Source organism: Actinomyces glycerinitolerans (assembly GCF_900098745.1).
Classification (GTDB): Bacteria; Actinomycetota; Actinomycetes; order Actinomycetales; family Actinomycetaceae; genus Actinomyces; species Actinomyces glycerinitolerans.
Genome location: NZ_FQTT01000005.1, coordinates 17,543 through 31,996, shown reverse-complemented (window position 1 = coordinate 31,996; position 14,454 = coordinate 17,543). Strand labels below are relative to the sequence as shown.

General features: G+C 70.2%; 8 protein-coding genes and 1 rRNA gene. 3 read left to right on the top strand and 6 right to left on the bottom strand.

Going from position 1 to position 14,454, the window contains the following annotated elements:
- From ACGLYG10_RS04100 to gatC, 5 genes are all read right to left on the bottom strand, one after another.
- Positions 1 to 357: ribosomal RNA gene (locus ACGLYG10_RS04100) — 16S ribosomal RNA — on the bottom strand; the annotation flags it as partial.
- Positions 358 to 853: 496 nt separating this feature from the next.
- On the bottom strand, positions 854 to 2,239 hold the full coding sequence (locus ACGLYG10_RS04095; RefSeq protein ID WP_073328150.1) for an NAD-dependent malic enzyme: 1,386 nt from the start codon (positions 2,237 to 2,239) through the stop codon (positions 854 to 856).
- A 208-nt stretch (positions 2,240 to 2,447) separates the two neighbouring features.
- Positions 2,448 to 3,944: an Asp-tRNA(Asn)/Glu-tRNA(Gln) amidotransferase subunit GatB gene (gene gatB, locus ACGLYG10_RS04090; RefSeq protein ID WP_073328147.1), complete on the bottom strand. Its 1,497-nt coding sequence runs from the start codon at positions 3,942 to 3,944 to the stop codon at positions 2,448 to 2,450.
- Position 3,945: 1 nt separating this feature from the next.
- A complete protein-coding gene (gatA, locus tag ACGLYG10_RS04085; RefSeq protein WP_073328170.1) occupies positions 3,946 to 5,490 on the bottom strand; it encodes an Asp-tRNA(Asn)/Glu-tRNA(Gln) amidotransferase subunit GatA in 1,545 nt (514 codons plus the stop codon).
- A 5-nt stretch (positions 5,491 to 5,495) separates the two neighbouring features.
- The gene (gatC, locus tag ACGLYG10_RS04080; RefSeq protein ID WP_073328145.1) at positions 5,496 to 5,801 is read right to left on the bottom strand and encodes an Asp-tRNA(Asn)/Glu-tRNA(Gln) amidotransferase subunit GatC; all 306 of its coding nucleotides are present in this window, start codon (positions 5,799 to 5,801) and stop codon (positions 5,496 to 5,498) included.
- 357 nt (positions 5,802 to 6,158) lie between these two features.
- On the opposite strand from gatC, the gene ACGLYG10_RS04075 reads away from it, so the two are divergent.
- Positions 6,159 to 8,021: a L,D-transpeptidase gene (locus ACGLYG10_RS04075; protein ID WP_083565479.1), complete on the top strand. Its 1,863-nt coding sequence runs from the start codon at positions 6,159 to 6,161 to the stop codon at positions 8,019 to 8,021.
- 87 nt (positions 8,022 to 8,108) lie between these two features.
- Here ACGLYG10_RS04075 and ligA read toward each other — a convergent pair whose 3' ends face one another.
- Positions 8,109 to 10,526: an NAD-dependent DNA ligase LigA gene (ligA, locus tag ACGLYG10_RS04070; protein WP_073328142.1), complete on the bottom strand. Its 2,418-nt coding sequence runs from the start codon at positions 10,524 to 10,526 to the stop codon at positions 8,109 to 8,111.
- Between the two features lie 166 nt (positions 10,527 to 10,692).
- Between ligA and ACGLYG10_RS04065 the strand changes: the two genes are divergently transcribed.
- Both ACGLYG10_RS04065 and ACGLYG10_RS04060 read left to right on the top strand, forming a co-directional pair.
- On the top strand, positions 10,693 to 13,965 hold the full coding sequence (locus ACGLYG10_RS04065; RefSeq protein ID WP_073328140.1) for an FtsK/SpoIIIE domain-containing protein: 3,273 nt from the start codon (positions 10,693 to 10,695) through the stop codon (positions 13,963 to 13,965).
- 236 nt (positions 13,966 to 14,201) lie between these two features.
- Positions 14,202 to 14,450: a WhiB family transcriptional regulator gene (locus ACGLYG10_RS04060; RefSeq protein WP_067939003.1), complete on the top strand. Its 249-nt coding sequence runs from the start codon at positions 14,202 to 14,204 to the stop codon at positions 14,448 to 14,450.
- Positions 14,451 to 14,454 lie beyond the last annotated feature (4 nt).

Genomic DNA, 14,454 nt, shown 5'->3' with positions numbered 1-14,454 from the left:
AGGAGTCTGGGCCGTATCTCAGTCCCAGTGTGACCGTCCACCCTCTCAGGCCGGCTACCCGTCAAAGCCTTGGTAAGCCATCACCCCACCAACAAGCTGATAAGCCGCGAGCCCATCCCCCACCAGAACAACCAAAGTTGAACCTATACCAACCCACCCATGCAGGCAGGCCAGACCACCCCGTATTAGCCGCCCTTTCAAGCAGTTATCCAGGAGAAGAGGGCAGGTTACTCACGTGTTACTCACCCGTTCGCCACTAACCAACCCCAGCAAAAAACCAGAGCCAGCCCGTTCGACTTGCATGTGTTAAGCACGCCGCCAGCGTTCGTCCTGAGCCAGGATCAAACTCTCCAAACAAAACAAAAACCAAACAAAGAAACCAACAAAAAACCAACAAAACAAACAAACACGACACACTATCGAGATCCCAAACAACACACCCAGTCGAAGCTCCGGGCGGTCTTCCGATCGGCCCTTCACTCCGGCGAGCAGCATCCGCGATCTTATGAGGAAACTTGATCGGCGTCAAGGCCGGGGAGCATCTCCCCGATCACAGCCGGCTCCTCGCGGATGCGTGGCCGCGCGGCCCGTTCCCGGTTCGGGAACCGCGTCCGACGCAGCGGGCTGTACTTTATCGCCACGGCGCGGGGCGACGTCAAATCCCGCCGCTATGAACTGGACCACGCGGCGCGACGCCGATCCATCGCGCGCGGCAGATGCGGCGATGGGCTGCTGACTCCCCCGAGTTCGAGGTCGAGCCAACAGCCCACGCTTCCCTGCGGTCGCCGGCCGAGCCGCCGGAGTCATCCGCCGATCCGGTTGTCACGGCGCCCGCGTTACGGGTTCCCGTGCGTCAGACGGTGGCGAACTTGCGCACCGCCTTGGCGACCGCTGCCGCAACACGCTTGTCGAAGGCACCGGGAATGATGTACACCGGGCTCAGTTCCTCATCGGCGATCACACCGGCGATGCCCGTGGCCGCAGCGCGCAGCAGCTCCACGGAGATCTCGGTGATGCCTGTGTCAAGCAGACCCCGGAACAGGCCGGGGAAGGCCAGCACGTTGTTGATCTGGTTCGGGAAGTCGCTGCGCCCGGTGGCGACCACGGCGGCGTAGTCGGCCGCACCCACGGGGTCGACCTCCGGGGTGGGGTTGGCCATGGCGAAGACGATCGCGTTCTCGTTCATGACCGCCAGGTCCTTGGGCTCGAGCAAGTTTCCACTCGACACACCGATGAATACGTCGGCCCCCTTCAGGCCCTCCTTGAGGGTGCCGGAGACGTGCCGCGGGTTGGTGTTCTCCGCCAGCCACTTGCGGTGCTCGTTCATGCCCTCGGTGTGCTCGCTGTTGAGTGCGCCCGAGCGGCCGTAGCCGACGATGTCCGTAGCACCATGCGCCATGAGCAGCTTGGCGATGGCGGAGCCCGCCGCGCCGACGCCGGAGAGCACGATGCGCACGTCCTCGATCTTCTTGCCAACGACCTTCAGTGCGTTGATCAGCGCCGCCAGAGTGACGATGGCGGTGCCGTGCTGGTCATCATGGAAGACGGGAATGTCGAGTTCCTCGCGCAGGCGCGCCTCGATGTCGAAACACTTGGGCGCGGCGATGTCCTCAAGGTTGATGCCGCCGTAGGCAGGGGCGATCGCCTTGACGATCTTGATGATCTCCTCGGGATCCTTAGTGTCCAGTGCCACCGGCCAGGCGTCGACGTCGCCGAACTGCTTGAACAGCACCGCCTTGCCCTCCATCACCGGCATGGCGGCCTCCGGGCCAATGTCCCCCAGGCCGAGCACGGCGGTCCCGTCGGTGACGACCGCCACCGTGTTCTTCTTGATGGTCAGCTGGCGGGCGCGCTCGGGGTGGTCGTGGATGGCCTTGCACACACGGGCTACACCGGGGGTGTATACGCGGGCGAGATCGCGCCGGTTGTGGATGGGGGTACGCGGCGTGACCTCTACCTTGCCTCCCACGTGGGCGAGGAAGGTGGAGTCGCCGACATTGTGGACGATTACGCCGTCGAGCTGCTTGAGAGCCTCTACCAGTTCACCGCGGTGCTTGGAGTCACGGGTGTCGGCGGTCAGGTCCACGATCAGAGTGTCGCCGTCGGTGTCCGCAACGTCTACGCCGTTGACGATGGCTCCCGTTGCCGAAGCCGTGTCGACGAGCGTCGTGACGGCCTTCTGTGAGGCCGGCACCTCCAGGTGCAGGGCAACGGTGTAGCTGGGACTCGGCTGTGCCATGGGTTGGATCCTCCGTTATGGGGTAAGTCAGACAGACCAACGACGGTCGCAGGTCTCGGCCAGATGACTGTGTATACGGAGTGAGCTTATCCCCATAAAGCGCTAAACAGTTCCGGCTGTCTCTCGGCTCACAGCGGAGAGACAGCCGGATCCGCATGTCCCGCGTCAACGCCGCGAGTTGTCGGTCACCAACGGCGTGGTCGGGTGGTCAAACGCCCACGCGCTCCATCACCAACTCGCGCACCCGGCGCGCGTCGGCCTGCCCCTTGGTGGCCTTCATGACTGCGCCGACAATGGCTCCGGCCGCCTTGACCTTGCCACCGCGGATCTTCTCGGCGACATCCGGATTTGCAGCCAGAGCCTCGTCGACGGCGGCCAGCAGCGCGCCCTCGTCGGAGACGACTTCGAGCCCGCGGCCTTCCACCACCGCTTCGGGATCGCCCTCGCCCGCCAGCACACCCTCCAGCACCTGCCGGGCGAGCTTGTCGGTAAGGCGGCCCGAGTCAACCAGTGCTTGCAGCTCAGCGACCTGCACGGGGGTTATGGGCAGGTCCTCCAGAGCGACCTCCCGCTCCTTGGCGGCGCGGGACAACTCCCCCATCCACCACTTGCGCGCCGCCTGGCCGGTCGCACCGGCCAGGACGGTCGCCTCGATGAGTTCTAGCGCGCCCGCGTTGACGACGTCACGCATCTCGTCGTCGGCCAAGTTCCACTCCGCCTTCAGCCGACGCCGTTTGGCGGCCGGCATCTCGGGCAGGCTGGCGCGGATCTGTTCGACCCACTCGCGGCTGGGGGCGAGCGGCACCAAGTCCGGCTCCGGGAAGTAGCGGTAGTCGTCGGCGTCGGACTTGATACGGCCGGCACGGGTGGTGCCGTCCGCCTGGCCGTGCCGGGTCTCCTGCTGGACCGTGCCGCCGTCGGCCAGAATGGCCGCCTGGCGGCTGATCTCATAGCGGACGACGGCGTCGATGCCGCGGAAGGTGTTGACGTTCTTGGTCTCGGTGCGAGTGCCCATGGGGGCGTCGGGGCCCTCGCGCAGGGAGACGTTGACGTCGGCGCGCACGTTGCCGCGCTCCATACGCGCCTCGGACACGCCCAGTGCCCGGAAGATGTCCCGCAGGGTGCGCACGTAGGTGGCGGCAACCTCGGGCGCCCTGGCACCGGCGCCCTCAATGGGGCGCGTCACGATCTCCACCAGCGGCACGCCGGCCCGGTTGTAGTCGACCAGGGAGTGGTCGGCGCCCTCGATACGCCCGTCGGTGCCGCCTACGTGCACGTTCTTGCCGGCGTCCTCCTCCATGTGAGCGCGCTCGATCGGCACGGTGAAGACCGTCCCGTCCTCGAGTTCCACCGGGAGGGCACCGTCGTAGGCGATCGGCTCGTCCGACTGGGAGGTCTGGAAGTCCTTGCACAGGTCCGGGTAGAAGTAGTTCTTCCGGGCGAAGCGGCAGGTCTCGGCGATCTGGCAGCCCAGGGCCAGCCCGATTCGGATGGCGTATTCGACGCCCTTGCCGTTGACAACCGGGAGGGAACCGGGCAGGCCCACACTGGTGGGTGTCACCATGGTGTTCGGCTGGGCCCCGAACACGTTGGGGGCGGCGTCGAACATCTTGGTGGCGGTGCCCAGTTCGACGTGCACCTCCAGACCGATGACCGGGTCGTAGCGGCGCACGGCCTCGTCGTAGTCCATCAGCTTCTCGCTCATGTCACTTCACCTCCAGCTCGGGGGCCTGGGCAAGCAGGTGACCACCCCACTTGTTCTCCAACATCTGCTCAAGCACCGCGCCCACCCGATACAGGCGGTCGTCGGCGCGCTGCGGCGCGAGGATCTGGAAGCCGACGGGCAGACCGTCACTCAGGCCCGAAGGCAGGCTCATCGCCGGGACACCGGCCAGGTTGGCGGGGATGGTGGTCACGTCGAGCTTATACATGGCCAGCGGGTCGTCCTTCTCCCCGAAGCGGTAGGCCGTAACCGGTGCGGTCGGCGAGACCAGCACGTCCGCCTGCTGCCAAGCGGCGGCGAAGTCGCGCTGCACCAGGGTGCGCACCTTCTGGGCGGAGCCGTAGTAGGCGTCGTAGTACCCGGCCGACAGCACGTGGGTGCCCAGGATGATGCGCCGCTTGACCTCGTCGCCGAATCCGGCGCCACGGGTGGCGGACATGACCGTCTCGGCGGTCACCGGGCCCTCCGCGGGCTCGACGCGCAGGCCGTAGCGCATGCCGTCGTAGCGGGCCAGGTTGGAGGAGGCCTCGGCGGGCATGATCAGGTAATAGGCGTCCAGCGCGTACTCCAGGTGGGGCAGCGAGACGGTCTCCACCGCGGCACCCGCCTCCTGAAGCAGTTCCAGAGCGGCATGGAAGGAGTCGACGACGCCGCTCTGGTAGCCCTCGCCCCCATCGAGTTCGGCGATCACCCCGACGCGCAGTCCGCTCAGGTCGGCTCCGGCCTGAGCGGCACGCACCACCTCGGCCATACCGCGCGGCGCGTCCGGCAACGACGTGGAGTCGAGCGGGTCGTAGGAGGCAATGACGTCGTGCAGGAGCGCGGTGTCCAGCACCGTTCGCGCCATGGGGCCGGGGGTGTCCAGGGAGGAGGCCATGGCGATCACGCCAAAGCGGGAGACCGTGCCATATGTGGGCTTCACGCCGACGGTGCCAGTGACGGCGGCGGGCTGGCGGATCGAACCGCCGGTGTCAGTGCCAACCGCGACGGGCGCCTCGAAGGCGCCGACCGCGGCGGCCGAGCCGCCGGAGGAGCCGCCGGGGATGCGCTCGAGGTCCCAGGGATTGGCGGTACGGCCGAAGGCGGAGTGCTCGGTGGAGCCACCCATGGCGAACTCGTCGAGGTTGGTCTTGCCCAGGATCGGCAGGTGCGCGGCACGCAGGTTCTTCACCAGGGTGGCGTCGTACGGTGGCACCCAACCCTCCAGAATCCGGGAGGCGGCGGTGGTCACCTGGCCATGGGTGACGATCAGATCCTTGACCGCCGTCGGCACGCCGGTCAGCTCGGGCACCTGCTCGCCGGCGGCGTCGGCCTCCCGGCGGGCGGCGTCGGCAGCATCGGCGTCGGCCAGGGCCTTTTCGGCGTCGACGTCGAGGAAGGCACCCACGGCGCCGTCGACGGCGGCGATGCGGTCCAGGTGGGCGCGAGTCAGCTCGCGGGAGGAGACCTCGCCGGCGGCCAGGGCGGCGGCCTGCTGGGCAGCACTTGCCCGCACCAGGGCGGCGGCGGTTGTGGTGTCAGAGTTCATCGGGTTCACGAGGCGGAGTCCTCTCCCAGGATGCGAGGCACCATGAACGCGGAGTCCTCCGCGGCGGGGGCGCCGGCGAGCAGTTCTTCGATGTTGAGCGTTGGGCCGGGCGTGTCCTCGCGCATCACATTGGTAAGCGGAACCGGGTGCGAGGTGGCCGGCAGGTCGGGGGTGACCACGCTGTTGACCCGAGCGAAGGCGGAGGCGACCGCATCCAGCTCACCGGCCAGCCGCGTCACCTCCTCGTCACTCAGGGCCACGCGCGCAAGCGCCGCGACGCGAATGACCTCATCCTTGGAGATAGCAGACATGGGCCCGAGTGTATCTACTTGCCGGCCCCCTGCCGAGTCGGCGCCCGCTCGCCCGCCCCTCCGCTCCCACGCACGGCATCGGCTCCTCGGCCGGAGATTTGTCACCCGCAACCTTTGCACAGCAATTGCGCTTTCATCACAATAACATTACATAGTGGCGCGACGCATACCGAAACTGCGGGCGCACTACGGCGTTTCCGCACGCCTCATGCGAGAAGTCACAGGCACACCGTGGCGGACAACATTGACATTCCCAGCGGGTGCCGGTGTCATTGGCGGCAGAGGTTCCGCGGTTAGTGCGGATACCCAGAACAGGACGACCCCGCCTTCGCCGGGCCGCCAGCGAATAAGGATCCTATGCACAGCGACAAGCTCCCCACCGGGACGGCCCCGGAGGAGATCGACGAGTCGTCGGCACTGACCGACCGACCCGCTGACACCGATGCTGCCCCGGACACCGTCTTGAAGAGCCCGTATGGCGAGACCCCCGCGGTGGCGCGGACCTCAATCCTTGCCGCAGCGAGCGCCGCGCCGACGGCGCACACCCCCGCCGACGCCGAAGCCACCGCGCAGGCGGCCCAGACGCAGCAGAACGCCCCGGTGGAACCGGTGGATGCAGCGGCGCCCGTCGCCCCGAGCGCAATCACTCCGGCCGAGCCGGATGCGGCCCCCGACGCCGAGGAGACCTCAGCGGTAGCACCTACCGAAACGGCGTCGACCCCGGAGGGCGGGCAGGCATCACCGGCTTCCGCCGAAAGCGCTCCGCTCGCCCCGGATGCTTCGGAGAGTGAAAAGCGGCCCCACCGTCGGCGCCGCTGGGCGCTGGCATCCCTGGCCGCCGCGCTGCTCCTGGTCGGCGTGGGCGGCTACGCCTATGCCGCGCACTACGCCAACGTCGCCGTGCCCGGAACCACGATTGCGGGCACCGACATGGCCGGCATGAGTCGGGACGAGATCGTCGCTGCGATCAACGCCCGGGTACAGGCCGCCACCGTCACCGTCACCGGTGATGTGGAGGCGACCGCCTCCCTGACAGACCTGGGCACAACCGTCGACGCCGAGGCGACCGCGGACGCTGCCATGAGCCGCGGTGCCGACGTCGTCGACCGCTTCACGGCACTGCTGGGCGGATCCGACATCGAAGTCGTCACCACCAGTGATGACGCCGTGTTGGAGGAATACGCCAACGGCCTCGTGCCCGAGGACCAGGCGAAGGCGCAAAACGCCTCGGTGGTGCTCAACACCGACGTCACCACCTTCGAGGTGAGTGCCGCCAGCGCGGGCGTGAGCATAGACACCACCGATCTGGCCGCGGCCACGGCACAGGCCGCGTCCTCACTGACCCCCGCCTCGGTGGATCTGACGTACATCAACACGCTTCCCGCCGTCTCGGATGCGGATGCTCAGGCCGTGGCGGACACGGCCAACCAGTGGATCTCTCAAGACGTCACCATCACCAACGCGGACGGAACCGCGTCCTACACCGCCGACATCGCGACCAAGGCGTCCTGGGTGGAGGTCACCGAGAACCTCGATGCCGCCCCCACCCTGTCCATTGACAGCGACCAGGTGGCCGAGTGGGTGAGCACCCAGGCGGCCGCCGCCAACGTCGAGCCGGTTGTCGGACAGCGCAACGTCAACTCCTCCGGTCAGGTCGTGGCCACGAGCGTTGAGGCGGTTGCCGGCCAGACGGTTAACAACGCCGAGACCATTACCACGGCCATCGCCGACTCGCTCTCCAGCGGCGAGGCCTACGCCGGCGCCTTCGAAATGACCACCGACGAGGAGCAGTGGGAGGAACGCGAGATCGCCGACGGCGCCGAGAACCTGGTTTACCAGGCGGCCGAGGGCGAGAAGTGGATCGACATCAACCTGTCGGCCAAGACGGTCACCTCCTACGAGGGTGCGACCGTGGTGCGCGGCCCGGTAACCATCGTCGACGGCGCCGCCGCCACCCCCACCGTAACCGGCACCTACCACGTCTACCTGCAGTACGAGACCCAGACCATGCGCGGGCAGAACGCGGACGGCACCGACTACGAGACGGAGAACGTGCCGTGGATCTCCTACTTCTACGCGGGCTACGCACTGCACGGCGCCCCGTGGTGGTCGAGTTGGGGCTTCTCCGCCTCACACGGCTGCCTGAACATGCCCGTGGCCGAGGCCAAGTGGATCTACGACTGGGCGGAAATCGGCACCACCGTCGTCTCTCACTACTGAGCCTTCGCCGCACCCCATCGCGGCTGCCCGAACGGCCCAGACTAGGCCCGCCCACCGCTTGAAGCGGTGGGCGGGCCTAGTCACGTCTCAGGCTTCTAGCGCGTCCGGGCCACCAGCCAGCAGCGTCTCGAACCCGGCCTCGTCCAGCAGCGGCAGCCCCAGCTCCCGGGCCTTGGTCTCCTTAGAACCGGCGTTCTCGCCAACGACGACGTAATTCGTCCGCTTAGACACGCTCCCGGAGGCCTTGCCGCCACGGGCCACAATCGCCTCCTTGGCGCCGTCGCGGGTGAAGTGCTGCAGGGTGCCGGTGACGACGACGGTCAGGCCCGCCAGCGTCTGGGGCGCCTGCCCGGCCGGCTCGGCGTCGTCCGCCATGCGCACCCCCGCTGCCGCCCAGCGCGTCAGGATCTGCTCGTGCCAATCGGCGCCCAGCCAGTCCTGCCAGGCGGCGGCGATGGTCGGTCCCACGCCGTCGACCTGCGCCAATTCCTCCAGGCTCGCCGCACGCAACGCGTCCATGGAGCCGAAGCGCCCGGCCAGCGCCCGGGCCGCCGTCGGACCCACGTGCCGCACCGACAACGCCACCAGTACCCGCCACAGTGGTTGCTGCTTGGCAGCCTGAAGCTGCTTCAGCATTGCGGTGGCGTTCTTGCCGGCGGCGGCGGGACGCTTGATCGCGCCGTCCTTGGCGTAGAGCTGCTTCGACCAGAAGAAGCGCAACCGCCGCCAGTCGCCGGTGGGGACGCCGCCACGCGTAATGGGACGGTAGACGAACACGTCGCGCAGATCGTCGACCGTCAGTTCGAACAGGGCGGCCTCGCCGGTCAGGACCGGCCGCTGGGCGGGCGCGCCCCCCTCGGTGAGCAGGGCCTCGGCGGCCCCGATCCGCTCCGCGGGGTGCAGCGCCTGCAATTCTTCGGCCGGCAGGCGCAGGCGCCCCCGCTCGGTTTCCAGCACGCGGCCGGCAGCCACGGCGGCGAGTGCCTCGACGCGTCCGGCATCGGGCTGGGTCAGGGCGGAGGCGGCCTCGTCCCCCAGCCCCTCAACGTCCAGGGCGCCGCGGGAGCCGATGTGGGCGATGCGCTCGGTCAGTTGCGCCGGGCAGGAGCGAGTGTTGGGGCAGCGCAGGTCGACGTCGCCCTCCTTGGCCGGCGCCAGCGCCGTCCCGCAGGAGGGGCAATGCTGCGGCATGACGAAGTCCCGCTCGCTGCCGTCGCGCCGCTCGAGCACGGGTCCCACGATCTCCGGGATCACGTCGCCGGCCTTGCGCAGCACCACCAAGTCGCCGATCTTGACGCCCTTGCGGGCGACCTCGGCGGCATTGTGGAGGGTGGCGCGGGAGACGCGCGAACCGGCCACCAGCACGGGCGCCATGATCCCGAAGGGGGTCACCCGGCCGGTGCGACCGACCTGGACGTCGATGTCCAGCAGACGGGTGTGTACCTCCTCGGGCGGGTACTTGTAGGCGGTGGCCCACCGGGGTACGCGCGAGGTATACCCCAGTTCGGCCTGCAGCGGACGAGAGTCGAGTTTGAACACGATGCCGTCGATCTCGTGCAGCAGGTCGTGGCGGTGGTCGGCGTAGCGGGCGATATAGGCCTCCCGTTGGGCCCGGCCCCGTACCACCGCGTTATAGGGAGAGACCGGCAGGCCCCAGGCGGAGAGCAGCTCGTACCAGGCATGTTGGGAGGTTGGCAGTTGCTCCCCGGAGGCCGGGATGATGGCGCCGACGCCATGGGCGATCATCGACAGCGGACGCGCGGCGGTCACCGCCGGGTTCTTCTGCCGCAGGGAGCCGGCGGCCGCGTTGCGGGGGTTGGCGAACACCTGCAAGCGGGGGCGGCCGTCCGCCTCCCGTTGCAGGTTCTCGGTACGGCGCCGCTCGTTGAACTCATGGAAGGCCTCGACCGGGAAGTACACCTCGCCGCGCACCTCCAACAGGTCGGGGTGCGAGTCGCCGGCTAGCACCAGCGGGATGGAGTCAATGGTGCGGACGTTGCCGGTGACGTCCTCCCCCACCACGCCGTCGCCGCGGGTGGCGGCACGGGTGAGCACCCCGTGCTCATAGGTCAGGGCGACCGCCAGGCCGTCGATCTTGACCTCGGCGGTCATGGGCAATTCGGCGTCGGGCACCCCGGTTTCGGCCGCCATGCGCTGCGCCCACTGCTCCACTTCGTCCAGGTTGAACACGTCCTGCAGGGAATACATGCGCTCATGGTGCGGGGCGGGGGCGAAGTCCGTAACCGCACGTCCGCCCACCGTTTGAGTCGGTGAGGAGGGCAGCCGCAGCGCGGGGTGGGCGGTTTCCAAGGCCTCCAGCTCGCGGTACAGCGCATCGTATTCGGCGTCGGACCACGGGCTCTGGGCGTCGACGGCGTCGTAGTAGGCGTCGCGGGCGCGCTCAATGTCCCGGACGAGCTCGCTCCAGCGGGTGCGTATGGCGGCGGGCACGCCGGTCAGGGCGGTGGCGGACGCGGCTGGAGGCGTGGGGCGGGCTTCGCTCATGGGGCCATCTTCCCCCAAGGCGCTCCCCCGCGGTTGCCGACAGGGCGGGTGCCGGCGGGGCGCACAGGTACGGCGCCGAAGTCCACAGGCGCGCTTCGCGACACCCCCTCGGCGGCGTCTCCACAGGCCCCCGGCGGCCCACCGGTGGCGAAGGCAGGCTCATGGCATGCACTCCGATTCCTCCCCCGGCACCCGGGCCCCCGCCGCTCCCGAATCCGGCCCCACGGCGATGACCGGTGAGGTGGCGGTGGCCGCGGCGGCCGCCTATGCGGCGCTGTCCTCCACCTGGCACCTGGCCGTCCTCTCCGGCCGCGACGAGGGACTGGTGATCCCGTTGCCCGAACGTGGCACGGTGGGGCGCGACGGCGTGCTCACCGATCAGGCGGTCTCCCGCTCCCACTTGCGGGTGCGCCAAACACCCCGCGGCGTGCTGCTGTCGGACGCCGGCTCTGCCAACGGTGCGCGTGTGCGCCGCCGCTGGTGCTGGCGCAGGCTGGGGAACCGCCCACACACCTGCCGAGAAGGAACCCGGCTGCGCCTGGGCGACACCGTGGCGGAGTTGCGGCGTCGCCCCGCCGACCTGCACCCGCCGAAGCCACCAACCCCGGCACAGAACCGGTGGATGGCGCTCGGCTCGGCGCTGGCGGTGCTGCTGCTGGGGGTGCTGGCGGTTGTCGCGGTGCGCACCGGCAGCCGCGGCGCCATGGGGGCGCTGGCCATGGCCCCCATGGGCATGATGGCGGCGCTGCGACTGCTGCCCCTGCTCGGGCGGGGACGCGGCGCCGGCCGCCAGGCCGGGACCGCCGGTTGGCGCGGGGCCCGGGCACGCACTCCCGATCCCGCCGGCATGCTGCTGGCCGTGGCGGTGCGGCACGCGGGCGGCCGCAACCAGCCGGAGACGGCCGGCAGGGCCGACGACGAGGAGGCGATCAGGGCGTGGACCGGACGGCGGTGTCGACGCACGGTACTGCGGGTGGCGGCGGGCGACCGGATTGCCCTGACCGGGCCGTGGGCGGTCGGAGCGGTGCGTTGGTGGGGCGCGCAGGTGCTTGCCCGCGGCCTCGGGCAGGTGCAGGCCGGCGATGCCAGCGTGCGCGTGTCCTGGGGTCCCGAGGGACGCCGCAGTCAGGTGGCGGTCACGGCCGCCAGCAGCGGAGCACCGGCCCGGGCGGTCAGCGTGTTGCCGGTGCGCGGGCGGGCGCCGGACCCCGGCGGACGATGGTGGGCCACGTTGCGCGCCGTCGCCGGGCTGCCGGTACAGGACGGAGCCGATGGCGCCGGACACGGCGGGCCGCCGTCCACGGTGCGTCTGGAGGAGGTATGCGCGGAGATCGACCGCGGTCTCCTGCGGCACCGCTGGGAGCAGGTGGTGCCCGCCGGCCTGCCCGCGGTGCTCGGGGTGGGCGCGGGCGGCCCGGTGGCGGTCGACCTGGTCCGGGACGGGCCGCACGCCCTCCTGGCCGGCACCACCGGGTCCGGCAAGTCCGAGCTGCTCATCTCCTGGCTGCTGCAACTGGCCGCCACCCGCCCGCCTTCGGCGCTGAGCCTGGTTCTGGTCGACTACAAGGGCGGCGCGGCCTTCGGTCCACTCGCCGAGCTGCCGCATACCGCCGGAGTCCTGACCGACCTGGATCCGGCGGGCACGCGCCGGGCCCTGGCCTCCCTGGAGGCCGAGGTGCGCCGCCGCGAGCGCCTGCTGGCCCAGCACCGCGCCAAGGACGTCTCCTACCTGGACCCGGCCGATGCCCCCGCGCGACTGGTGCTGGTGGTCGACGAGTTCGCCACTATGGCGGCCGAGCATCCGGAGGTGCTGGATGCACTGGTGCGGGTGGCCGCCCAGGGGCGCAGCCTCGGGATCCACCTGATCCTGGCCACCCAGCGTCCAAGTGGCGCGGTCTCGCCCACCATTCGCGCCAACACGAATCTGCGAGTGTGTCTGCGGGTACTCGATCCAGCCGACTCGCGCGACATCCTGGGACACGATGGAGCCGCACGCCTGCCGACGCATCCGGGGCGGGTGATTGTCGCGACCGGGGTTCAGGGACAGTCCGAGCCGGTGCTGCAGGCTCCCTGGTGTGGTACGGAACGGCATCTGGCGGCGCTGGTCGGTGAGATCGCGGCCGCCGCGGATGCGGCGGCTCCTTGGCGTCCCTGGGCGCTGCCGCTACCCGCGCACGTGGACCGCCAGCAGGCGCAAGCGCTCGCCACCCACGGCCCCACGCGCGCGTCAGCGGGTGCGTCCCCGCTCGCCCGGCCGGAGGCGGACAAGGCCGGGTGCACGCTACTGCTGACGGATCTGCCGGAGAGCCAGTGCCTGGGCACCTGGGAGTGGTCGCCCTCCGAGCCCCTGTTGCTCATGGGGGCGCCGGGCTGCGGCCGCTCGACCGGCGTGTACACCGCCGCGCTGGGTGCGCTCGGAAGCGGGATGACGGTGCATGTGTGCGCACAACCCCGCTCCCCCGCTGCGGCTCTGGCCGGCCGGGCCGGGGTGGGCACGGTCGTGGGCGGCCAGGATCCACGCCGGCTCGCCCGCCTGTGGTCGCTGGCGGCCGCCGGTTCCCTACACGGGGACCTGCTGGCGATCGACGACGTTGACGTGATGCTGTCGGCCGTGGATGAGGCGCTCGGGCCGGGTGAGGGACAGGCACTGCTGGAGTCGCTGGTGCGCGGTGCAACGTCGACCGGCACCGGGGTGTTGGTGGCCGCACCGTTGACGGTGGCCAATGCCCGCTGGGCCGTGCCGCTGCGACGCCGGCTCGTGCTGGGGGCGGTGCAGCCGGCACAGGCCTCGCTGGCGGGCTTGCCGCGCGGCGTCGTCACCGGCTCGGGGCCCGGGCGCGGAGTGCTGCTCGACGGCGGCGACGCGATCGCCTGCCAGGTGGTGGTGCCGACTGCGGACGAGGGGCCCGCCCTCGGGGCGGGACCGCGCCGACTAGAGGAGATTCCCCGGCTGGTTGCCCCCGCGCCGGGCGTGTGGGCGGTGGGCGGAGATGAGGCCGCCCCGGTGCCGCTGCCGGACGGCAGTGTGCTCGTGGTCGGCCCACCGGGGTCGGGGCGCAGCTGCGCGGTCGCTGCCCTGGCGAGCTGCATCCGGGGCCGGCTCGGCGCCGAGGAACCGTTGGTCGTGGACGACCTGGACCTCAGCAATGCGGCGACGCAGGCACGGGTGGAGGAGGCGCTCGGACAGGGGCGTCGGGTGATCGCGGCGGCAACCACGGAGCGGGCCGCGGGAACCTATCGGGGACCGCTGGCCGTGCTGCGCGAGCGGGGCGCCGTCGTCGTGCTGTGGCCGGGGCTGGGGCCGGCGGCGCAGGCAGCGGGGCGCCAGTTGCGTGGGGCGATTGATCCGCGCGGCACGACCGTGCCGGGCAGGGGCGTGCTGGTGTGGCGCGGTGCCATCACGCCGCTGCAGGTGGCGGCGGATGGGGCAGACCGCTAACGTAGAGCGCGTCGAGCCGAGGTTTCGCTCCTGTAACCATTGCAGAAACGACGCACGGGACTGTGACTATCACTACAGGCCGTCGGCACAGGTCTCACCTGCGAGGTCTTGCCCCGGCCCGGTCGGCGTGTGAAAGTTGGGGGCAGGACGCGGTGGTCCAGCGCCCGCCTCGGCGAACTCGGGACGGCACGTCACGCGCACCGCAGCAGCATTCACGTCCCCGAAGGGAGCCCTCTATGGACTGGCGGAGCCAGGCAGCTTGTCTCACGGTTGACCCGGAACTCTTTTTCCCCGTCGGCAACACCGGCCCCGCGATCGCGCAGATCGCGGAGGCGAAGGAGGTGTGCGCCCGCTGCGACGTGGTCGACACCTGCCTGAAGTGGGCGCTTGAGAACGGCCAGGACGCCGGCGTGTGGGGCGGCATGAGTGAGGACGAGCGGCGCTCGCTCAAGCGGCGCGCCGCCCGGGCCCGCCGCTCCTCCTGAGCCG